The organism is Virgibacillus sediminis, from assembly GCF_042643265.1.
Taxonomy (GTDB): domain Bacteria; phylum Bacillota; class Bacilli; order Bacillales; family Amphibacillaceae; genus Virgibacillus_O; species Virgibacillus_O sediminis.
In genome coordinates this window covers 155,671-175,231 of sequence record NZ_JBHRRZ010000015.1, presented here as the reverse complement: position 1 = coordinate 175,231, position 19,561 = coordinate 155,671, and the positions used below count along the sequence as shown (strand labels likewise).

General features: G+C 44.1%; 30 protein-coding genes. All 30 read left to right on the top strand.

Annotated elements, in window-relative coordinates; genetic code table 11:
- The first annotated feature begins 8 nt into the window (after positions 1-8).
- The 30 genes from ACFODW_RS09355 to ACFODW_RS09210 all read left to right on the top strand — a co-directional run bounded on the left by ACFODW_RS09355 (position 9) and on the right by ACFODW_RS09210 (position 19,515).
- Positions 9-1,340 (top strand): DUF1073 domain-containing protein, encoded by a 1,332-nt coding sequence (locus ACFODW_RS09355; RefSeq protein ID WP_390305651.1) that lies wholly within the window; start codon positions 9-11, stop codon positions 1,338-1,340.
- Positions 1,333-2,103, top strand: a complete 771-nt coding sequence (locus ACFODW_RS09350) for a phage head morphogenesis protein (protein ID WP_390305647.1) — start codon at positions 1,333-1,335, stop codon at positions 2,101-2,103. Before ACFODW_RS09355 ends, ACFODW_RS09350 begins: the two co-directional genes overlap by 8 nt.
- Before the next feature lie 15 nt (positions 2,104-2,118).
- Positions 2,119-2,280, top strand: a complete 162-nt coding sequence (locus ACFODW_RS09345) for a hypothetical protein (RefSeq protein ID WP_390305645.1) — start codon at positions 2,119-2,121, stop codon at positions 2,278-2,280.
- A 34-nt stretch (positions 2,281-2,314) separates the two neighbouring features.
- Entirely contained in the window at positions 2,315-3,403 is a 1,089-nt protein-coding gene (locus ACFODW_RS09340) for a DUF2213 domain-containing protein (RefSeq protein WP_390305642.1), read from the top strand.
- Between the two features lie 14 nt (positions 3,404-3,417).
- The gene (locus tag ACFODW_RS09335) at positions 3,418-3,876 is read left to right on the top strand and encodes a structural cement protein Gp24 (RefSeq protein ID WP_390305640.1); all 459 of its coding nucleotides are present in this window, start codon (positions 3,418-3,420) and stop codon (positions 3,874-3,876) included.
- 23 nt (positions 3,877-3,899) lie between these two features.
- Entirely contained in the window at positions 3,900-4,796 is an 897-nt protein-coding gene (locus ACFODW_RS09330; RefSeq protein ID WP_390305638.1) for a DUF2184 domain-containing protein, read from the top strand.
- A 2-nt stretch (positions 4,797-4,798) separates the two neighbouring features.
- Complete coding sequence (locus ACFODW_RS09325) at positions 4,799-5,125, top strand: hypothetical protein (protein ID WP_390305636.1); 327 nt, start codon at positions 4,799-4,801, stop codon at positions 5,123-5,125.
- Between the two features lie 11 nt (positions 5,126-5,136).
- On the top strand, positions 5,137-5,469 hold the full coding sequence (locus ACFODW_RS09320) for a DUF4054 domain-containing protein (protein ID WP_390305634.1): 333 nt from the start codon (positions 5,137-5,139) through the stop codon (positions 5,467-5,469).
- Entirely contained in the window at positions 5,469-5,960 is a 492-nt protein-coding gene (locus tag ACFODW_RS09315) for a hypothetical protein (RefSeq protein WP_390305632.1), read from the top strand. The genes ACFODW_RS09320 and ACFODW_RS09315 overlap by 1 nt, the downstream gene beginning before the upstream one ends.
- The gene (locus tag ACFODW_RS09310; RefSeq protein WP_390305630.1) at positions 5,957-6,328 is read left to right on the top strand and encodes a hypothetical protein; all 372 of its coding nucleotides are present in this window, start codon (positions 5,957-5,959) and stop codon (positions 6,326-6,328) included. The genes ACFODW_RS09315 and ACFODW_RS09310 overlap by 4 nt, the downstream gene beginning before the upstream one ends.
- A complete protein-coding gene (locus ACFODW_RS09305; protein ID WP_390305990.1) occupies positions 6,328-6,798 on the top strand; it encodes a phage neck terminator protein in 471 nt (156 codons plus the stop codon). Before ACFODW_RS09310 ends, ACFODW_RS09305 begins: the two co-directional genes overlap by 1 nt.
- Before the next feature lie 17 nt (positions 6,799-6,815).
- Positions 6,816-7,832, top strand: a complete 1,017-nt coding sequence (locus ACFODW_RS09300) for a DUF3383 family protein (protein WP_390305628.1) — start codon at positions 6,816-6,818, stop codon at positions 7,830-7,832.
- 16 nt (positions 7,833-7,848) lie between these two features.
- The gene (locus tag ACFODW_RS09295; protein ID WP_390305626.1) at positions 7,849-8,250 is read left to right on the top strand and encodes a phage structural protein; all 402 of its coding nucleotides are present in this window, start codon (positions 7,849-7,851) and stop codon (positions 8,248-8,250) included.
- Between the two features lie 5 nt (positions 8,251-8,255).
- On the top strand, positions 8,256-8,609 hold the full coding sequence (locus tag ACFODW_RS09290) for a hypothetical protein (RefSeq protein WP_390305623.1): 354 nt from the start codon (positions 8,256-8,258) through the stop codon (positions 8,607-8,609).
- A gap of 211 nt (positions 8,610-8,820) precedes the next feature.
- Positions 8,821-12,030, top strand: a complete 3,210-nt coding sequence (locus tag ACFODW_RS09285; RefSeq protein WP_390305621.1) for a peptidoglycan DD-metalloendopeptidase family protein — start codon at positions 8,821-8,823, stop codon at positions 12,028-12,030.
- Positions 12,031-12,033: 3 nt separating this feature from the next.
- Positions 12,034-12,609 (top strand): LysM peptidoglycan-binding domain-containing protein, encoded by a 576-nt coding sequence (locus tag ACFODW_RS09280; RefSeq protein ID WP_390305619.1) that lies wholly within the window; start codon positions 12,034-12,036, stop codon positions 12,607-12,609.
- 10 nt (positions 12,610-12,619) lie between these two features.
- Positions 12,620-12,934 (top strand): phage baseplate plug family protein, encoded by a 315-nt coding sequence (locus tag ACFODW_RS09275; RefSeq protein ID WP_390305617.1) that lies wholly within the window; start codon positions 12,620-12,622, stop codon positions 12,932-12,934.
- Positions 12,931-13,713 (top strand): phage protein, encoded by a 783-nt coding sequence (locus tag ACFODW_RS09270; protein ID WP_390305615.1) that lies wholly within the window; start codon positions 12,931-12,933, stop codon positions 13,711-13,713. Before ACFODW_RS09275 ends, ACFODW_RS09270 begins: the two co-directional genes overlap by 4 nt.
- 11 nt (positions 13,714-13,724) lie before the next feature.
- On the top strand, positions 13,725-14,102 hold the full coding sequence (locus ACFODW_RS09265) for a Gp138 family membrane-puncturing spike protein (protein ID WP_390305613.1): 378 nt from the start codon (positions 13,725-13,727) through the stop codon (positions 14,100-14,102).
- Positions 14,099-14,455: a GPW/gp25 family protein gene (locus ACFODW_RS09260; protein WP_390305611.1), complete on the top strand. Its 357-nt coding sequence runs from the start codon at positions 14,099-14,101 to the stop codon at positions 14,453-14,455. The genes ACFODW_RS09265 and ACFODW_RS09260 overlap by 4 nt, the downstream gene beginning before the upstream one ends.
- Before the next feature lie 145 nt (positions 14,456-14,600).
- Positions 14,601-15,626, top strand: coding sequence for a baseplate J/gp47 family protein (locus tag ACFODW_RS09255; protein WP_390305609.1), 1,026 nt, complete (start codon positions 14,601-14,603; stop codon positions 15,624-15,626).
- Entirely contained in the window at positions 15,619-16,257 is a 639-nt protein-coding gene (locus tag ACFODW_RS09250) for a DUF2612 domain-containing protein (protein WP_390305607.1), read from the top strand. Before ACFODW_RS09255 ends, ACFODW_RS09250 begins: the two co-directional genes overlap by 8 nt.
- Before the next feature lie 15 nt (positions 16,258-16,272).
- Entirely contained in the window at positions 16,273-17,016 is a 744-nt protein-coding gene (locus ACFODW_RS09245) for a hypothetical protein (RefSeq protein WP_390305605.1), read from the top strand.
- Complete coding sequence (locus ACFODW_RS09240; protein WP_390305603.1) at positions 17,016-17,576, top strand: hypothetical protein; 561 nt, start codon at positions 17,016-17,018, stop codon at positions 17,574-17,576. The genes ACFODW_RS09245 and ACFODW_RS09240 overlap by 1 nt, the downstream gene beginning before the upstream one ends.
- Before the next feature lie 18 nt (positions 17,577-17,594).
- Positions 17,595-17,966 carry a hypothetical protein gene (locus ACFODW_RS09235; RefSeq protein WP_390305601.1) on the top strand — a complete coding sequence of 124 codons (372 nt, stop codon included), beginning with the start codon at positions 17,595-17,597 and terminating at the stop codon, positions 17,964-17,966.
- Positions 17,966-18,205, top strand: a complete 240-nt coding sequence (locus tag ACFODW_RS09230) for a hypothetical protein (RefSeq protein WP_390305599.1) — start codon at positions 17,966-17,968, stop codon at positions 18,203-18,205. Before ACFODW_RS09235 ends, ACFODW_RS09230 begins: the two co-directional genes overlap by 1 nt.
- 120 nt (positions 18,206-18,325) lie before the next feature.
- Positions 18,326-18,535 carry a hypothetical protein gene (locus tag ACFODW_RS09225; RefSeq protein ID WP_390305597.1) on the top strand — a complete coding sequence of 70 codons (210 nt, stop codon included), beginning with the start codon at positions 18,326-18,328 and terminating at the stop codon, positions 18,533-18,535.
- Positions 18,514-18,735, top strand: a complete 222-nt coding sequence (locus ACFODW_RS09220; protein ID WP_390305596.1) for a hypothetical protein — start codon at positions 18,514-18,516, stop codon at positions 18,733-18,735. The genes ACFODW_RS09225 and ACFODW_RS09220 overlap by 22 nt, the downstream gene beginning before the upstream one ends.
- Before the next feature lie 172 nt (positions 18,736-18,907).
- Positions 18,908-19,216 carry a hypothetical protein gene (locus ACFODW_RS09215; RefSeq protein WP_390305593.1) on the top strand — a complete coding sequence of 103 codons (309 nt, stop codon included), beginning with the start codon at positions 18,908-18,910 and terminating at the stop codon, positions 19,214-19,216.
- Between the two features lie 104 nt (positions 19,217-19,320).
- The gene (locus ACFODW_RS09210) at positions 19,321-19,515 is read left to right on the top strand and encodes a hypothetical protein (protein ID WP_390305591.1); all 195 of its coding nucleotides are present in this window, start codon (positions 19,321-19,323) and stop codon (positions 19,513-19,515) included.
- The last annotated feature ends 46 nt before the right edge of the window (positions 19,516-19,561 follow it).

Below are 19,561 nucleotides of genomic sequence, written 5' to 3'. Positions count from 1 at the left end.
GATTCCTGATGAATTCAACGATAGAACGGGCGAAGGAATTTCGTAATGACTTCATGCAAGGGAATGGAAAGGCAAACGAACGGGATGCTCTTGTGCGGCAGACTCCTGGACACAGGCGGCTGTTGAGCAAAGAAGAATTAAAATCCTTATATGCCACGAATATGATTATCCAAAACATCATCAATATTCCTGCTGAAGATATTACGCGGAATTGGATCACTCTCAAGATGGAAGATGAGGATTTAAAAAATGCCATCATGCAGAAGCTGAGAGATCTTAAAGCTAAAGAAGCATTTAAGGATATGCGGCGATTTGAGCGACTGTCCGGTGATGGATTGATTAGCTTAGGTGTAAAGCAAAGTTCACTCTTCAGCCTGGAAGACCCGATTGATACAGACAAATTAAAAAGTTTGGAATACATTCATGCATTTAGCGGCTTTAAAGTCGAGAGCATGATTTCCAATAGCGATGTGTTTTCTCCGGAATATGGCAGTGTGGAGCAGTATGAGCTGCCAAAGAAGGTAGACAGTGCCAAAAGGAATCTTGTGCATGCCAGCCGGATTCTCCACGATCAGACCAGGCGCTTGGAGGACGAAACAAAAGGGCAGCCATTACTCGAGCCGTTATATGACATATTGACGGTGATGGATACTTCCCTATGGAGTGTCGGACAGATTCTTTATGACTTCACCTTTAAGACATACAGTAGTGAGGATATTGAAGAAATGTCTCGAGAGGAACGTAGGGAATTGGGTATGCTGATGGATTATATGTTTCGGACGGAAGCCCTAGCAATCATTGGCAAAGATGAAAAACTTGAAAAAAAGTCTACCAATGTAGGTGGCATTAAAGACCTGCTGGATTATGTATGGGATATGCTTTCCGGCGCTACTCGAATGCCAAAAACAGTGATCAAGGGGCAGGAAGCTGGAACGATAACCGGCGCCCAGTATGATGTAATGAATTATTACTCCCGAATAGCTGCCATGCAGGAAAATGAAATGAAGCCGCAGCTGGAGAAGCTAATCCGTGTATTACTTTGGTGTGAGGATGAGTTAGGCGGCCGCATTGACCCGGAGTCCATTGACTGGGAAATTCAGTTCAACCCTCTCTGGGACGTTGACGCCAAAACAGATGCCGAGATACGCAAAATGGTGGCTGAAACGGATGATATTTACATCATGAATGGTGTATTAACGTCTGATGAAGTGAGAGATACTCGCTTTGGACGATATGGACTGGAACCAACTCTTGCCTTTACGGGAGACGAGGCAGAATTAAATAGAATGGCCGAGGAAGTATACAGAAAACAGAAAGAAAGCCGTGAGCAGGATGGCTAGAAAGGTCAGGCCTACTCGTTTTCCTAATTCGGTGGCTGTCACCTATTCCAGAGATTTAAAACGCCAGGTAAGAGAAATGGGGAAGGTCTCACTCGATGTATTTGATAATCAAATCAAAGAAGAAATAAAAGCATTGAAAAGGTCCGACTCTATCGAGATAAGAATGGACGGGCCACTCAGTCTTATTCAGTCAGCAATCACCGTCATAACGAATGAAGCAAACCGAATTTATGATGTTCATGTTTCTACTCAGATTGCGACCAACTTTGTAAAGCTGTTGGATAAGGCAAATTTTAAAAACATGGCATCCCAAGGGAAAATAAAGGGTGTAGATCCCACCGATAACAGCGATAAGCTATCAGACTTCATGGAAGCAGCCATTCAAGAGAATGTCAGCTACATTACAAACATTAAAGATACCTACATGACGAATGTGGAGCGGATTATTCTCCAAGGGGCCAAGAAGAGCTCAACCATCAAGGATATCCGTCAGCAGCTTATGGAACAAACCGGAATGACTAGACGACGGGCGGAATTTATTGCTACAGATCAAGCAGGAACCATTTTCGGTCAAATGACAGCAGAACGTCATCAGAATATGGGTGTAAAAGAATTTATCTGGCGTACTTCAGGGGATGAACGTGTTCGTGAAAGCCATGAGGAACTGGACGGGAAGAAATTTTCCTACAAGAACCCCCCAGATGTTGGAATGCCTGGAGAAGATTTCCGCTGCCGCTGTGTAGCAGAGCCTGTATTTGAATAAAGGAGGTCGCTGAAAATGCGATATGAGGAAACTAAGCATGTAGGCAATGTGTATACCACAAAAGAATACGAAGGAACACCGGAAGAGATTGATCGATTGATGAAGATGCAGAACATGAAAGTAAACAGTCCAACTATAAATATCCCTTCCCTCAAAAGCGGTATGAAAGAGGGATAAGGGATATTTTATGCTTTAAAGGAGGTGATAAAGCTTGAAGGTACAGAGGTTCGACAAGGTAATGATTATGGATTACCAGGAGACAGCGGAAGGCTATCTTACCGTGGACGCACCAATTACTAGGCCCGGAGTGTTCCCATATCAACGGCAAGATGGAACCATTCAGATGGAGGCAAAGCTTCCGGATGATGTGTTCAGCGATTTAACCATCCAGTCTGCGCGTTCCAAGGCGGTTACAGATGGACATCCCAGTGAACCGGTTACGCTGTCCAATCATAGCCAATACGCCAAAGGGTTGAGCCATACAGACAGCCGAGTGGAAAACAGCATGCTTAAAGTGTCGTTGACGGTTACGGACGCTGGCCTAATCGACAAGATAAAGAATGGGGATCAGCGAGAGATCAGTATCGGCTTCCTTTCTGATGTGGTGTCGGAACCGGGCACCTATAACGGTGATAGTTATGAATACGCCCAGCGCAATATCGATATCAACCATATTGCAATTGTCGAGCAGGGACGCGCTGGCCCTGAAGTAAGTATCCGTAATGATAGCGCCGCATGGCAATTAAAAAATGATGGAGGTGGCAGTGAAATGCCTAAATATAAAATTGACGGTAAAGAATACGAGGTGGATCCGGTCGTAAAATCTCGATTGGACGCACTAGAAGCTCAGAAGGACTCAGCGGAAAATAAGGCGAAAGATTATGATGCACTGCAGGGTAGATATGATGCACTTGAAGCGGATTACAAAAATGCAAAAACAGAATTAGAGGATGCCAAGAAACAGAATCTCTCTGAGGATGAACTGGATAAGAAGGTACAGGAGCGTGTGGAGCTTGTCTCTGGGGCAAAATCCTTCTTAGGTGATGAGTATGATTTCACAGGCAAAAAAGAGCGTGAGATCAAAGAAGCGGTCATCCAGAAGGTAAAGCCGGATTTCAAAGGAGACGGCAAGTCAGATGAATATATCAACGCTTTCTATGACGCTACAGTGGAACGTTCGAAGCAGGACGGATTCTCCTCTACTGGTGAAAATCATTTGCATACTGGCGGTTCTTATACAGGAGATAGCGATCTGGAAGAGAAGCGGAAGAAACGTTTAAATCTACGTGATTCTAAATAAAAGGAGGATAAACGATGCCAATTACAAGCTATGAAAAGTACATGTCTGAAGCAAAGTCGAAAGGTAAACTAGCAAACTATCAGGATTACAGCGCAATTACTAAAGGTGCTGCAGCTGATGTTGCTTATGGTATCGCTGTACAGCTGGGGACCGACCCAGAAACCGTCGTACCATTTGCAGGCAGTACACCAGAGGGAATTGCACTTGCCAGGGAACAGCATGACTGGATCACTAACGCAGATGACCAATTCTATCCGGTCAATAAGCCGGTTGCTGTTGTTACGAAAGGCGTTATCTGGGTGGAAGTCGAGGAAGACGTCCTTTCTGGAGATACACCGGTAGTTGACAATGCCACTGGAAACTTCCGTCCAAGCTCTACAGCCACCACCGAGGTAACGGAAATGCCTTCCGCTAAGTTTCGTTCAGCGGCTGCAGCTGGTGATCTTGCTCAACTAGAAATTAACCTACCATAACTTACAATGAGGAGTGAATAACTATGACGACATTTAGAGAAGACGCATTGATCCGCCCACAGGACCTCAATGCCATTGACAATACGATTTATGAGACAAACCGCGAGGAACTAAAAGCTCGCGGTATTTTTAATGTGAAAACAAACGTGCCAGCCGGTGCAGAAACTTATTCCTATGATGTAATCAAGCGTTCTGGCGCCGCCAAGATATTGGCCCCTGGAGCAGAGGATATCCCGTTGGTTGATGCAGATATGGAGCGCCACACAGAACAAATTTACTCTATTGCTGCAGCTTTCCGTTACTCTATTCAGGAATTGCGCCAAGGGCAAATGTCAGGTACGCCTATTGAAACAACGAAGGCAGCCACTGCTCGTCGGGCCATTGCTGAAAAAGAAAACAAAATCGTGTGGAAAGGCGATGCTAAACACAACATTCTGGGCGTGGCAAACGCAGAAGGAATTCAGATCAAAGCACTTGATAATGGTGCTGATGGTTCTGCAAGGTGGACGGACAAGACAGGCAAAGAGATTGTTGCCGACCTACGTCAAGCGCGTTCTGCCATCAATCGTCTTCCTGGCCATCAGGCGGACACACTCATTGTGACACCTGATGCCATGGAAGAGTTGGAAAAAGAGTACAACGAAAATACGGATAAAACGGTCTTGGAATACCTGAGAAGCCAGAACTGGTTCTCTCGCATTGAATCCACTTCTGACCTTGAAGGGATGGGCGACAGCGACACAAACAGCTTCCTGGTATTTGATAGTTCCCCTGCGGTAATCGAGGTACTGATACCGATGGACATTACTCGTCATCAGCAGGAATACAAGTTCCCTAACTACAAAATCCCATTGGAAGAACGCACAGGCGGTCCAATTATCCGCTATCCTATGGCAATTGTGAGAGGAGATGGCATTTAATCATGATTATTCATAATAAAGGAAATTACGTAAGGCATGCAGCTGGTGTAATGCTAGTGCCAGGTACTAATGAGGTCACAGAAAAGAACTGGAAAAAATTCAGTTCCCATCCAATCATCAAGTCGCTAATCAAAAAAGGGGAAATCGTTTCCCATGAGAAAGCGAAAAGCACGAAGGATTTCAATGTAGATGAAGCGGTGGAGCTGGTAGAAGACACCACTTCCATCTCACTACTGGAGGAGTGGCAGGAGACGGACGACCGCAAAACGGTGCAAGAGGCTATTGAAGTTAAGCTTTCTGAGCTCCAGGGTAACGACGAAGAGGAATAAGGAGTGGTCTTATGGAATCTCTCACAACAGCTGCAAGAGTCAAGTCAATTGCCTCCCATTTAAAAGCAGTAAGCAATGAGGATATGGATGTATATATTGAGGACGCCTCTCAGGAAGTGTCCTCTTCTCCAATCAAGGAAGAGTATCGGGAACGAGCAACACGTTATCTGGCGGCGCATATGGCTTCTCTGAATGTCCGACAAGCACAGAATCAAAAAGTCGGAGAAATATCGCAGACATTTACCACAACAGGTGGTGCAGGAATTGACTCCACACCATACGGCCAAGAATACGATCGCATTCTTAAAAAATCCAAGCCTCTTCTTAATTTGACGGTGATATAATGAAGAATTCTCAAATGAATATCACCATAAAAGAAGATAATTTTCCGAAACTGCAGAAAGTCATCGACGATCTGGGGCGCTATGCATTGAGTATTGGAATCTTCGGTGAGGATGATACGGGCGACGAGTCTTATGTCATGATTGCCAATGTCCATGAGTTTGGTATCACCATTGCTTTGCCAAATGGTGAAATTCGTGTTCCAGAACGTTCATTTATGAGGTCCACCTTCGAAGAAAAAGAACGGGAATGGACGGCATTCATAGAAGAACGACTGGATCGTGTCTTAGCTTTCCAGATGAGTGTCGAGCAGATGTATGAACAGATGGGAGCTAAAGTGGTTTCGGATATCCAAAATAAAATTAGAACGCTCGACACCCCGGAAAATGCTGAAAGTACAATCAAGAAAAAACGTTCATCCAATCCATTGATCGACAAGGGTGGCGCCGGTGGCCTGATAACTCGTGTAACCTGGAAAGTGATCAGAGAATGACGATATTCGATTTCAGTACGGTGTTTGGCGAATTCAGCCGTCCTTTTCAACACATCCCTTACTCTGAGAGTTACCGAGACTACACAAACGGTGGCCAGTGGGTCAAAGGAGCAGAACTCCCGCCAGTAAATATGGAGGGAGTCATCCTCCCCCTTGGCAATGATGACTTGCAATTTGACACAGCTGGCACTTATACCATTCAAGACCGAAAACTCTTCCTCCAGGAGCCGGAAACATTGGAGGAAGAAGCCGTTGTGGAGGTGGACGGCTTAAGATACCGGGTGACTGGCGATAAGCCATATGGCCATTATGCAGGATTCAATGTCTATTTCCTCAAGCGGACAGACATAGGAGGTGAAACCTCTTGATGACCTTAGAAGTCCGAAACAACTTGATACAAGCGTTGTATAACCATTTGAATATCCCGATTATTCCAGATGATGATGACGGGTCCATCCCACCGAGACCTTATGTAGTCTATTCCGTCACCTCAGACAACCAAAAAAACGGAAGTGACAGCATTACCTATACCGAAACAGACACGGGCTTTACCAAAACCTATGCTAATCAAAAAGAGGCATCTTATTCGTTTAATGCACACTCAGACAGCCGAGATGAAGCGTTGGAAATTTGCTACAACCTTATCGAATATTTCGAGCGTATTGGTCGGGATATTTTAAACGACAAGGGGATTGCTGTTGCCGAGGTATCGACCACGCAAAACAGAAGTGTATTACTTGGAGAACATTACGAGCGCCGGCATGGATTTGATGTGCGGATCCGTTATGTAGACCGCTCAGAGTACGAAGAAGAACCGATAGAAGAACTTAACTTATAAAACAGGAGGTTAGATAAATGCCTTTAAGTGATGTAACAGTACGAATTAATACCAATAACCCAACGGGCACTGTCGGTTTTGGTAAGCCGTTGATTGTGGGTGAAGCAACAGGGGGCCATCCTTATACCGAATATGTAGGCTTGGAAGGGCTGGCAGAAGACTTTGATGATACCACGGAAGTTTACGCAAAAGCGAGCGCTCTTCTGGAGCAAACAAACAGACCAGCCCGGTTTGCAGTGGCCGCCTACGATCCAGCCTCAACAGATGCAGGAGCAGCAACAACTGCCGCTGATCTGGTTGACAGTTTGCTATCCAGAGACTGGTATTTCTTAATTGCCACTAATACAGATGTGGTGGATATCGGGGATGTTTCGGATGTGATTGAGGGGTCAACTAAATTTCCGAAACTATATACCGCTCGAGTCGCATCTGTAACTGATCTAACAACACTCGGGACCACTAATGATCGTACTTTTGTGGCGGTTCATCCGGCGGACGAACACATTGACGCGGCCATTGTCGGAGAAATCGGATCACAGGAAGTCGGTTCTGTCACTTGGCAGGGACACACGCTCAAAGGAATCACACCACAGGACCTTTCTCCAGGAGAGCTTACAGACATTGAGGACGCCAATGGTTACGCTTATGTGACGAAGGCAGGAGACGATGTCACGTCTGAAGGCAAGGTATTGTCTGGAGAGTATATCGACGTCATGCATGGCAAGGACTGGGTGAAAGCCAATATCGAGCATACCGTTCAAAAAATAAAGAACCGAGCAGGGAAAATTCCTTATACAGACGGCGGCATTTCCACATTGGAGGCAGGAGTCCTCTCTGTGCTGAAAACAGGATATAATCAAGGAATTATTGCTGATGATGAGGGCGGGACTCCACTCTATAACACAAATTTCTTGAGCCGTGCAGAAACATCAGAAGAAGATCGTGCGTTACGTCGATACACAGGCGGAAACTTCGGTTTCGAACTAGCGGGGGCCATCCACGATGCGGAAATCAGCGGCTCTCTCAGCTATTAATAAGGAGGGGTAGACAATGCCAGTAGGAACTTATGATTCCAGTAAGGTTATTTTAACAGTGGATAATACACACATCACCGGCCTTGCAGACGGGACTTTTATCTCGTTTGAATCAGCCGCAGATGGATTTTCTTATGTAGTAGGGGCAAACCCCGGAGATGTAGTTGTTTCAGAAACAAACGACGAGACACGTACAGCTACAGTCGTATTGCAGGCAACAAGCCCATATGTAAAGTTTCTGGACGATATTGCCAAGTCAAAGCGGATGGTGCCGGTTTACTGCATGAACAACAATGAACCGAAAGAAAAAGCAGGCGGAACAATGGCACGGATTCAACGTCCAGCCTCAAGATCATATGGGAAAGAAGCGGAGAACAGGGAATATACGATTGTCGTATTTGATTACACCGAAGAGTGATCTAGATGAGTAAAAAAGCGAAAAAGCAAAGCAGATCAACGAGGCAGTCCAACAGGGCTGCTTCTTTGTATTTAAAACAAAAATCGGAGGTAGACAAAATGCCAAAACTAGGAACCAAGAAAACAGTTGAAATCGAAGGAATCGAATATACATTGCAACACCCTGGCACACGAGCCTATGCGCAAATTCAAGACCGAATTCAGCTTGGAGGCGGAAAGGTTTCATCTGAGAAAATGTCAGAAGAACTTTTTAAGCATGTCGTTGTAGAACCGAAAGTAAGTTTTGAGTATTTCGATGAGCATGACGGGTATGAAGAGGTGGTCGAAGAGGCCATGACCTTTCTTAGGTCTGGAAAGTGATGGCCGAGACGACGTTTATTACAAGAACAAAGTAAAGAAAGACTGGTGGTTTTGGCGCCCGATTGTTGCCAAGGTGATTTCTTATTCGGAAGCACTGGAAATGAGCCAACACCAATTATACGAAGTAAACGCGGCGATAGACCGCCAAATTGAGTTAGATAATAATGCCTTGAAAAACAGGTGACGAATTCAAAAAGAAGGGAGGGAGAGCATGGCTTTACGCGACCTGATTGTAAGTGTTTCAGCCAATACCTCGAGTCTTCAAGATTTAAATAAACACATGGATCACATGACAGGCAACACCAGCAATGCCAACAAAGAAATGAAAAATATGGAGAAGCGCACCAGCAAGGTTGGCAAAGTGATGAAGGGTGCGGCCATTGGAGTGGGAGCTGTTGGTACTGCAGCCGCCGGTGCGGGCGCCGGATTGTTTGCAATGACCAAAAGTGCAACAGAGGGCTTTGACCGCATTGCCAAAACAGCACCGAAGTTGGGTATAACAACCGACGCTTTTCAAGAGATGGAATACTGGGCCGGGCAGAATGGTATCGCTTCCCAAACAATGGAGCGGGCTGTAGGGCGTTTGAACCAACGTATGGGGTTAGCCGCAGAAGGTAACGAAAAATACGCTAGCGCCCTTACGAAATTGGGTGTAGACATGAATGCTGTAAAAGATGGCACAGTGTCCACAGAGGACGCCATGGCACAAAGTATTCAGACGCTATCACAAATGACCAGTGAGCAAGATAAATCAGCCCTAGCTTCTGAATTGTTCGGAACAAAGATGGCACGTGATCTGATGCCAGCATTAAAAGATGGCGCGTTGACGATTGAAGAGGCGAAGGAAAAAGCGGCAGATTTAGGCATTGTAATTGGCGAAGACACCTTATCAGCAGCCGAAAAATTTCAGGATTCCTGGGACGACATTTCTCAATCGTTTACTGCTGTTGGCCAGAAAATTCTTATCCAGTTTATGCCGATATTTCAATCCATGATGGACTGGTTTATGGCAAAAATGCCGCAGATACAAGCCATTATTCAAAAATCCTTCGATGTGATTGGCTCTGTATTCAACACAGTCACTAATTGGGTCCAGTCCCTGATTGCTAGTTTCCGCGAATGGTACTCCAGTAACGAATCCACGATGACTGGAATCTGGCAGACGATCCAGACGACATTCGGTCAAGTGGTTTCGTTTTTGCAGGAATCTTGGGCTAATATACAGTCATTTTGGGAGGAAAACGGCGAATCAATTTTCCAGAATGCCAAAAACATATTTTCCTCTGTCCGCGACACCGTAATGACAGCTTTTAATGCTGTTTGGACCATCATCCAAGAAGTTTTAAGCATGGCCGTACCATTTATCCAAGAAAAACTTGGCGTTATTCAGAAGTTTTGGGATGAAAATGGCTCGCAAATTATGGATGCCGTACAGAATGCTTTCTCCTTTATTCAATCTGTAATTCAGTTTGTGATGCCGTTGGTACTTGGCATTATTAAAATGGTCTGGGGCAATATCCAAGGTGTCATATCCGGAGCTCTAGATATCATTATGGGTCTTGTGAAGACGTTCTCGGGGCTTTTTACTGGTGACTTCTCCAAAATGTGGGAAGGAATCAAACAAATGTTCTCGGGTGCTATCGAATTCATTTGGAATTTCATTCAACTGACGTTCTTTGGTCGCATCCTGAAAGGTGCTAAAGCTTTTGTAGGGGCATTCAAAAGCGGTTTCTCCGCAATGTGGACAGCCTTGAAAGCTCTGTTTACTGGAAGTATTTCCGGTTTAATCTCTGGAATACGGACAGGGTGGACGACTATTTCCAAGGCTACTTCAAAAGTATTTACCGGTATTTGGAATTTCCTTAAATCTATCTGGGCTAAAGTCTATGCCTTTATCTTCACTTCTGTCTCGGGAATACTTGGCAAGGTGAAAGATACCTGGTCAACCTTGAAGACTGCAACGGCTGATGCATTTAAATCGGTGTACAACGGGATTAAGGATCGATTTACCGATATTGTCGATGCAGCGAAGGCTTTACCGGGGCGAATTGGTGATGGAATCGGTAGTATGGCTTCTAAGGTGAAAAGCGGTGTTACCAGTGTGATTAACACCTTGGCAAGAACCCTTGGAAAAGGGGTAAATGGCGTTATCGGCGGAATTAACACAGTGCTAGGCTGGATCGGCGTGAAAGAAAGCAATCACATTGACTTATGGGATGTTCCACAATGGGCTCAAGGAACTGGCAACGGCTCACACCCTGGGGGGTTGGCTATGGTCAATGATGGAATTGGTTCCAATGCCGGCCAAGAATTAATCAGAACACCTGATGGACGTACTGGCATGTTTGAAGGCCGGAATGTTATTGCTAATCTACCAAAAGGCACGCAAGTATTATCTGCTACTGATACCAGAGCCTTGCTTGGGTCTATACCGCAATACAACAGTGGAACAGACGACAATTCAGGGTTCTTCGGGAACGTCAAGAATGTTGCGACTGACCTGTACGACGGTGCAAAAAACATCGGTGGAAAAATAAAAGATATGGCAGTTAACGCTTTTGATTACATCAAAAATCCGGGAAAGCTCCTGAATAAGGCACTTAATGCGCTAGGAATTAGCTCACCTGCAGGTGGAAGTTTTATCGGTGATATGGCAAGAGGCGCGTTTAACAAAGTCAAAACTAGTGCGGTTGATTTCGTTAAAAACAAGCTGGCTGACTTGGGCGGAGATGGAAGTGGTGGCTTCGGTTTCGGCGGAGCATTTAGAAAAACATCCTCTTATGGATTTCGGATAAACCCAGTTACCGGACAACCGCAATTACATGCTGGTGATGACTACGGTGCCCCTGTCGGTACACCAATCCCTGCGCAAGCTGCAGGACGTGTCGTACAAGCTGGATATCATGCCATACGAGGGAACTATGTCCGGATTAAAAGCGGCATTATGGAGCGTATCTACCAACACAACGCACGCAACCTGGTCAGTGTGGGGGATGTCGTAAGAAAAGGACAGTCGATCGGGACAGCAGGCTCTACCGGACGTTCAACTGGCCCTCACTTGCACTATGAAGTGTTGCGTAACGGTCAGAATATCAATCCGAAAGGCTATGCCAACGGTACTAACGGACCTCTCAAGCGCTCCGAATGGGCTTGGGTAGGTGAGCGTGGTCCAGAGCTAATGCGCCTTAATAGAGGTACCGAGATTTTCAGTAACCGAGAAAGTAAGGCCATGGTCTCCGGTGGTTATACGCCACGGTCCACATCTTCTGGAGGCGGAAACTTCGCCCCAGAAATCAATATCACCATTGAAGGAAATGCCGATGAAGGCACAGTGGATAAGTTGGAAAGAATGATTGACGAAAAGATTGAAGAAATGTATGCGACATACAACCAACGCATGCTCTTCAATAGGGAGGGATAAGGATTGGAATTAAACGGAAAAGCGATGTTGGAAGGTTATGAGCTGCATGTGACTAGCGAAGATTACGACCATGGCGGAAAGGTTACTAGCCACAAAACCGAAAGCGGAATTGATTTAACTGACCATACAGAAAGCGATCCACAGGTTGTATCGTTGTCCGGCATCCTTACCCGCCCTACTCAAGAGCGAGTCCAGACGCTCATCAATAAATTGTTGGATTGGAAGGAAAATGGAACCAAACTGCAATATGAGGGGCGGCAAATCGTCCCGAACGTACTGATAGAAAGCTTGAGTTACAATGCGGATAAAAATATCGCCAACGGCTTCAACTTCAGCATGACACTTAAAAAAGTGCGCTTTGGAGAGACTTCTTATACACCACAGACGAAACCAGTGACAAACTCTGGACAGAAACAGACGAAAAATAAAAACGAAGAGGCTGTTTATCATGTTGTCAAGAGAGGTGATACCTATTGGGGGCAAGCCCGGAAATACGGAACTACTGTTAAGCAGCTGGAAGAATGGAATCCTTGGCCCGCCCGAGGAATACCTATCGGGGTGAAAATGCGGGTAGGATAGGAGAGATAATATGCGATATGAATACGTACCTGTCGAAAAAGAAAATATCCCTTACCGATTCGATATTGCACTGCCTATTGAAATATTCACTTTCGAAGTAAAATACAACGAAACCCATGACTTTTTTACGATTGATTTATTTAAGGGTGACGAGACCTTGGTGCTCGGAGAAAAAATTGTATACGGCATGCCGCTCTTTGACGACGTATACGATCATCGTTTCCCAGCTCCCACCATTATCCCTTGGGATGAATCGGGCAATGAGCAAGAAGTCACTTACGATAACTTAGGGGAAACGGTCTTTTTGGTGGTGGATAATCAATGAGTTTATTCGGCAGAAAAGCTGAAATCAATTGTGAGGGTCTGACACTGGACAGTGAAGCGTTGGACATCGAATTTGATGTTCCGTTTGATAACGATGTAGAACCAAACAAGTCTAGTATAAAGATCTACAATCTGACAGACGACACCATTAACCGGTTTAAACGCAATAAGAAACTGATACTGAATGCCGGATATAAGGGAGACATCGGTGTCATCCTGTCCGGTTATATATCGAGAACAAAAACAGCGCGTCAGGGAGTGGATAAAGTCACCACCATTAACGTTCTGGACTCCGAGCCTCTCGACACACAGAAAACCCTCAATAAAACATACAAGAAGAACATCAAGGCTTCACAAATCATAAACGATCTGCTCTCCATTCTAAAACTGGATGCTACAGTCAATCTGGCACGGAATAGAACTTATTCAAAGGGTTATACCGTCGATGGGGAAATTGTAGAAGCACTCGCCAATATCGCCAAGGATTGTGGCGTTACTTTCTTTATGTCGAAAGGGAAAGCCTATATCAGCGGCATACACAGCGGGGAAGCAAGTCAGTTTACCCTGAGCGAGGAGACTGGTCTGATTGGCACGCCTGCTATCTTTGAAGAGGATGGACATTCTGGATTTAGCGTCACTTGCCTGCTGCAACACCGTATTGCCACTGCCAATGCCGTAACTTTGCAATCTGAGATTGCTGACGGGAAGTTTTACGTCTATAAGGGTAAACATCGTTGGAGTGGCAGTGAGTTTGTCACTGAGCTGGATATCATATATTAGGAGGTGTGTCTTTGAGTGAAGATATGGTTTTCTATCGGCAATTTAAGCGGGATATCCTCCTTTCCATCAACACGTCGATGCCAGGTAGAGTTATAGAATACGATAAAACGAACAGAGAAGCCAAGGTACAACCGTTATTCAAAACGAAAGAAAAAGGGAAGAATCCTGTATCTCTGCCAGTATTGGAAGGTGTGCCGGTACTCTCTCAGAGATTCGAGGTAGACGGGATAGAGAAAGAGTACGTACCTATCCTCAAAAGGGGTGATGTGGTCTTGCTATCTATCTCTCAGCGGGAGATTGATGATGTATTAGGTGGGAAGAGTGCATACCCTAGCCCGAACCTACTGTTTCCCTTAACTGGCGCCGTTATTGTGGGGGTGATTAGTTGAAAACGATAAAACTGGATGACAACAGAGATCTAGCTTTCGAAAAAGGTGACTTTGTCATGATTGACGAGGAAGAAGAAGTGTTGCAATCAATTTACATCTTACTCGAGACGAATAAAAAAGAATGGTTCTTCGATCCAGATATGGGACTGAGGCGCAGGTCCGTAACCGGAAAGCCTACCGACGGCGAAGTTCGTGCAGCAGTCACGGAGACAATCAGCCAAGAAGAACGTGTTGATATAGAAGAAATAAAGATTAATCAAGACCGCAAAGCCAGGAGGCTAACGGTCTTTTTTCGTGCGCGCATACGGCGAAGTGGATCAGTAGTGCAAGGGGAGGTGGAAATGAATGCTTGATAAGAATGGATATCGCAGAAAAACGTATGACGAAGTTCTCACCGAAATATTGAATAGAGCTAAAGAATTGTTTGGCGAAAACACCAACGTTTCAAAGCGCTCTATCTTAGGCATTCTCCTGCGTATAATAGCATGGTTTTTGTCCTTGTTATGGAAAGACAATGAGGACGTTTATTATTCCGCTTACCCTTCTACGGCAACAGGAGTTCAGCTAGACAGAATCTTACCTTACGCTGGTATTAGACGGAACCCTGCTACACGTGCAATTGGAACGATACAATTAGCAGGAACAGCAAACTACACGGTGCCGGCCGGATTTGCTGTGGCTACTGATACAGATATATTTTTTCTCACAACGAACGATATTACACTTGATAGCAATGGTACAGGAACAGGTACGATCGTTGCTCAATCGCCAGGAGAACAAGGGAACGTCGGCGCTAATGTCATTACGGTTATCGTTAATCCTGATGCGAATATAGATAGTGTCACCAACCCTGAAGCCACAGAGGGCGGAAGAGAAAAGGAAACCACTCAAGAAGCTAGAGAGCGTTTCTATGCTTCCCGAGAGGGTCTAGGATCACGAACAGAGCCTTCCATCCGTAGCGCAATATTGGATGTTCCGGATGTCCGTGCGGTATATGTAAAAAACAATCCAAGCAACACAACGGATCCATATGGAACGCCACCTAAAAGCTATCAGACGTTTGTCTTAGGCGGGAGCGATGCTGGTGTGGCTCAAGCTATATTGAATACTGGATCATTAGGCATTCAGCCTTATGGCACTACGCAAGTGATATTAAAGGATGATAGCGACAACGACCAGGTCATTGGCTTTACAAGAGCGACTGAGGTACCTATTTATGTTCGGGTAACTGTTACAAAAAACTCTCTTTTCCCAGCTGACGGGGTGGAGAAAATCAAATCGTCCATTATCCGTTATATCGGCGGCGAAAACAAAAGTGGATCTGTGTATACCGGATTAAACATGGGAGACACGGTGACGTTATCGCGCTTGATAGCTAGGGCATACCAAGTCGAAGGCATTGAAGATATATATATTGAGATTTCTAAAGATGGCGTGACATACAGTGATACAAACATATCTATTGATATCCTAGAAGTGGCACAGGTGAATCATGCGGATATCGAGGTGGCTGTCAATGTATAACATTCAAGATATTATGAATCGGTTCGCATCGTTTTTGCGTAAAGATCCAGACAGTAATCTAAGAAAATTGATGACCATCTTTTCTGAACAACTTCAAGACCTTGAAAATACGAATGCAAAAATCAAGGAATGGCGAGACATCGACAATGCCGAAGGGCAAGGATTAGACCAAATCGGAGAAATTGTCCGTCAATCTAGAGGGGTTGCCTCAGATGAAATATACCGTGTGCTCCTGAAGGCGAAAAATGCTCAGGCGTATTCAGACGGCGCTGTGAATAGTGTTATCAAGGTTATTTCGATTGCTTTAGATATTGAGCCAACCCAATTCAAAGTGACCCCTAAGTGGAATGATGCAGACGAACCGGAAGAGGCAGCTGTGAAAGTGTTAGAAGTACCAGTTCACAGGTTGAATGAAGTTGGTTTAACTACAAGTCAATTCAGCGTTTTAGTTCAACGTACCTTATCAGCAGGGGTTCGCTTAGATTCTATTGAATTGTCCGGGACATTCTCTTTTGGAGGCATTCCGATAGAAAATGATGCAAATGCCGGATTTGCTGACATAGATGGAACAACCGGCGGATATTTCGGAACAGTATTTATTCCTGCCACAGACGAAGAATTGCCATTATAGGAAGGAGGAGCTTAAATGCCATTTCAAAATCCACTATTAGGGTGGAATGTCGCTGGTGTAGAACCACCTCAATCATTAAAAGACGTGGGATGGGAAGCTACACAGAAACCGCCAGCAGCTTACTTCAACTGGACATTTTATTTGTTAGATCAAGCATTGGCTGAATTGCAACAAAACGCTATTCATCAGGAAAAGATCGGTGTGGCCGGAGGGATAGCCAAGTTAAACGCTGAAGGTAAACCTTTGAACGCCGATGGAACCCTGGCCGGTGAAGTTACTCAAAATGAGTTTAGTAACCACACAGGGAATACGACCATACACATCACAGATGCCGAGCGAATCGATTGGAATGCCAAAGAAACCCCTTCCGGCGCCCAAGAAAAGGTAAATACGCACGAGAATAAAACGAATAACCCGCACGGGGTTACTGCTGCGCAAACTGGAGCAGAACCAGCATTCAGTAAAAATACAGCATTTAATAAGAACTTCGGCGCAACCGCTGGAACGGTAGCGGAAGGTAACCATAGCCACACCGCTGCGGAGGTAGGTGCAGAACCTGCTTTTACGAAGAATACAGCATTTAACAAGGACTTTGGAACAACTGCTGGGACAGTCGCGGATGGTGGTGATCTTGCGACACATCAGGCGGATGAAATGCCGCATCAATTTACTGATAGCGCAGGTTCGACTTTCCGCTATGGCTTTAAAACGAATACAAATAAAGATGGACTGGTTTTCGTTTATGAGGAGGTATTGTAGTGGCTACAGAAATTAATTTACCAACAAAGGCAACTCAGGATGATACAAATACCAAAGTTACTGATATTCAAGGTGATACGGGGAGAATAGAGGCGGACACTCAAGAAATACAAAATAGGGCAGCTAGAATTGAAACTGATACGCAAGACATTCAAACTAAAGCTGGTAATATTTATAGTGATACACAGTATATTAGAAGCCAGTTTCCTGTTCAAGCGGGCGTTGATTGGAGTAACAAGAAACCAATGTTAGCAAGTTCAGGCAATTCGAGTGAATCATGGACTACCGTAGTCTCTGCTACTGGATCTGGTTATGTTTTAGGTATTGCACAACATGTGCAAGCGATAAGTGATTCTACGTATGGTCAGTTTGAGTTAATAATAGACGGATACAGTGTAGAAGGGATTAATTATCTTTCTTACGCAGGTGACACAGACGACGGGATATCTGGTGCAGGTATCTCTACTATTTTCAGGTTTAATAGTTCATTTGAAATTGTTCACCGTGGTTATTTAGGGGGTGGGACTGTTCGTACAGTTGTAAGTTATGTTTTAGACTAAAAATAAGGAGGTAAAATGATGAAATTCGAAGTGAAATCGAAGGGAGAAGTTTTGAGTGTTAAAGAGGTAATGACGTCTAATCAAACAGTAAAAGTAAAAACTTATTTCGACCAAGAGTTCCACACAAAACTAACGACCGACAAAGAAACTATAACCGCAGACGGATCAGCTGGCACAACCATAACAGCAACCGTTTATAACTACCTGGACGAACCGCAGGCTGAATGGTCAGGCGACATCATATTTGAACTGGACGGAGAACAACAAACTATCCTAACCACAAACGGACAAGCAGAAATAACATTCAGCACAAGTGTGCCAAGGGAATATACAATTAAAACAAATATCCCTAATTTCCGAAACGGTGAAATAAGGGTGGTGGCTGAGTAGTGGCAAATGTTAAAGCGAAAGGATTGGCAAAGAAAGTAAGAGGCGGTTTTTCAGTCGAACCAACACCGGAATACCTTGAAAAACAAGAACGTGAAAAGCGTATGAAAGAACGTAAAGCAAACAGCGTCAAAGGGAAGGCGAACCTGCAAGGTGGCGTTCCGAATGAAGAACTGTACGAACTTATGCTAGATATGGCGGATAGACAGAGCGAGATGTATGACTTATTGAAAAGAAAGTAAGACGCGTAGAGAACACGATACATCGTAACGAAAACACCTTAAAAGGTGTATTTGTATGAATAAAAAGGATTTCTACCTCCTATTGTCGAATATTATAGGTAGAATGGGAGGGTGAAAATAATGAAGGAAGAATATCTTATTTATGCAAAGACTCTTCACGAAATTGGTGATAAGATTATTAGTATTACTAACCATACAGCAAATTTAAATGCCAATTTAGTGTACACTAAGGAGCAATTACTCGAAAATAAAAACAACTCAGAAATGGCTTTAGAAGAATATAATTCATTAGTAAGAGAATTGGTAGAATGGAAGTTCCAGATATTGTAGTAAAGGAACATAATGGATTAATTAGTGGAGTAACTTGTTTTGTTCATGCGAATAGTCTATTGATTGACAGTATTAATGTTAACGAGCAAACTGTAGATAAAAGACAAATGGCTCAGGGACTGGCAATAAATGAAATAGGTGTAGGTACTGTGAAAAAATCAACTGAACGTATATCTGATATATTGGCTAAGCATCTTTAATAGGGGTGCTTTTTCTTATGCCTGAAAAAGGGTTGATCCCATGGGAAGGAGTTTATTTGGTTCCTCGTACAAATACAGGTATATAGCGATCAAAGAAGGCTTATTTTTTATGCCTCTAGGAAGGACTATTGTCTCTTCTTGTCGAAGAGAATAGGCAAGGAGGGGAGAAACTTTGCAATTTTATAGTAAAGAAGGTCTGGTAGAAGGGTATAAAAAAGACAATGTTGATACTATAATTACAATGGCATTTATAGTTGATGGCATGACTTTATTGGAACTTGGCATAACACAACAAGCAACAGTAAGCCCAGATTCCGGAGTGGATCAGGGCAAGGTTTATCACTGGTTATGGGAGCAAGGAAATGAAATAATCTTAAGAGAGAGCTTTAATTATGGGACAAAAGTAACCATAACAGCTAGCGATGTAAAAAACGGAAATATAGTAACTTATTTTGAAAACCTTAAAAAGGAAAACATATAGCATCCTCCGTGGTGCTTTTTATTTTACGCTCAATCAAGCGTTTTTTATGCTTAAATATTCCCATCCTGTCACCCGATATAGTAATAAGGGATAGGGGGGATACAATGGAAGCTTTACAAGAAACAGTTAATGGATTGGCAATGCAGCTTGTTAACCTGGCAGTTTTGATATTGGTATTTATGGGGATAACAGCGATTATCCTACGGTTTATACCTATATTTCAAGAGATTAAAAATTTTATTTTAGGACTATCATCATTGGCAGCAACTTATTTTTGGTTTCAAATTACTTTTATGTAAAAGCATCTCACACGAGGTGCTTTTTCTTATGCCTGAAAGGTGGTGA

What these genes read in the sequence shown, in the direction of transcription:
- ACFODW_RS09300 (WP_390305628.1), top strand. Translation starts at nt 6,816, where the DNA reads ATGCCTTTAAGTGATGTAACAGTACGAATTAATACCAATAACCCAACG.
- ACFODW_RS09310 (WP_390305630.1), top strand. Translation starts at nt 5,957, where the DNA reads ATGACGATATTCGATTTCAGTACGGTGTTTGGCGAATTCAGCCGTCCT.
- ACFODW_RS09355 (WP_390305651.1), top strand. Translation starts at nt 9, where the DNA reads ATGAATTCAACGATAGAACGGGCGAAGGAATTTCGTAATGACTTCATG.
- ACFODW_RS09335 (WP_390305640.1), top strand. Translation starts at nt 3,418, where the DNA reads ATGCCAATTACAAGCTATGAAAAGTACATGTCTGAAGCAAAGTCGAAA.
- ACFODW_RS09315 (WP_390305632.1), top strand. Translation starts at nt 5,469, where the DNA reads ATGAAGAATTCTCAAATGAATATCACCATAAAAGAAGATAATTTTCCG.
- ACFODW_RS09305 (WP_390305990.1), top strand. Translation starts at nt 6,328, where the DNA reads ATGACCTTAGAAGTCCGAAACAACTTGATACAAGCGTTGTATAACCAT.
- ACFODW_RS09275 (WP_390305617.1), top strand. Translation starts at nt 12,620, where the DNA reads ATGCGATATGAATACGTACCTGTCGAAAAAGAAAATATCCCTTACCGA.
- ACFODW_RS09320 (WP_390305634.1), top strand. Translation starts at nt 5,137, where the DNA reads ATGGAATCTCTCACAACAGCTGCAAGAGTCAAGTCAATTGCCTCCCAT.
- ACFODW_RS09285 (WP_390305621.1), top strand. Translation starts at nt 8,821, where the DNA reads ATGGCTTTACGCGACCTGATTGTAAGTGTTTCAGCCAATACCTCGAGT.
- ACFODW_RS09295 (WP_390305626.1), top strand. Translation starts at nt 7,849, where the DNA reads ATGCCAGTAGGAACTTATGATTCCAGTAAGGTTATTTTAACAGTGGAT.
- ACFODW_RS09245 (WP_390305605.1), top strand. Translation starts at nt 16,273, where the DNA reads ATGCCATTTCAAAATCCACTATTAGGGTGGAATGTCGCTGGTGTAGAA.
- ACFODW_RS09225 (WP_390305597.1), top strand. Translation starts at nt 18,326, where the DNA reads ATGAAGGAAGAATATCTTATTTATGCAAAGACTCTTCACGAAATTGGT.
- ACFODW_RS09235 (WP_390305601.1), top strand. Translation starts at nt 17,595, where the DNA reads ATGAAATTCGAAGTGAAATCGAAGGGAGAAGTTTTGAGTGTTAAAGAG.
- ACFODW_RS09220 (WP_390305596.1), top strand. Translation starts at nt 18,514, where the DNA reads ATGGAAGTTCCAGATATTGTAGTAAAGGAACATAATGGATTAATTAGT.
- ACFODW_RS09330 (WP_390305638.1), top strand. Translation starts at nt 3,900, where the DNA reads ATGACGACATTTAGAGAAGACGCATTGATCCGCCCACAGGACCTCAAT.
- ACFODW_RS09345 (WP_390305645.1), top strand. Translation starts at nt 2,119, where the DNA reads ATGCGATATGAGGAAACTAAGCATGTAGGCAATGTGTATACCACAAAA.
- ACFODW_RS09250 (WP_390305607.1), top strand. Translation starts at nt 15,619, where the DNA reads ATGTATAACATTCAAGATATTATGAATCGGTTCGCATCGTTTTTGCGT.
- ACFODW_RS09350 (WP_390305647.1), top strand. Translation starts at nt 1,333, where the DNA reads ATGGCTAGAAAGGTCAGGCCTACTCGTTTTCCTAATTCGGTGGCTGTC.
- ACFODW_RS09270 (WP_390305615.1), top strand. Translation starts at nt 12,931, where the DNA reads ATGAGTTTATTCGGCAGAAAAGCTGAAATCAATTGTGAGGGTCTGACA.
- ACFODW_RS09210 (WP_390305591.1), top strand. Translation starts at nt 19,321, where the DNA reads ATGGAAGCTTTACAAGAAACAGTTAATGGATTGGCAATGCAGCTTGTT.
- ACFODW_RS09290 (WP_390305623.1), top strand. Translation starts at nt 8,256, where the DNA reads ATGAGTAAAAAAGCGAAAAAGCAAAGCAGATCAACGAGGCAGTCCAAC.
- ACFODW_RS09325 (WP_390305636.1), top strand. Translation starts at nt 4,799, where the DNA reads ATGATTATTCATAATAAAGGAAATTACGTAAGGCATGCAGCTGGTGTA.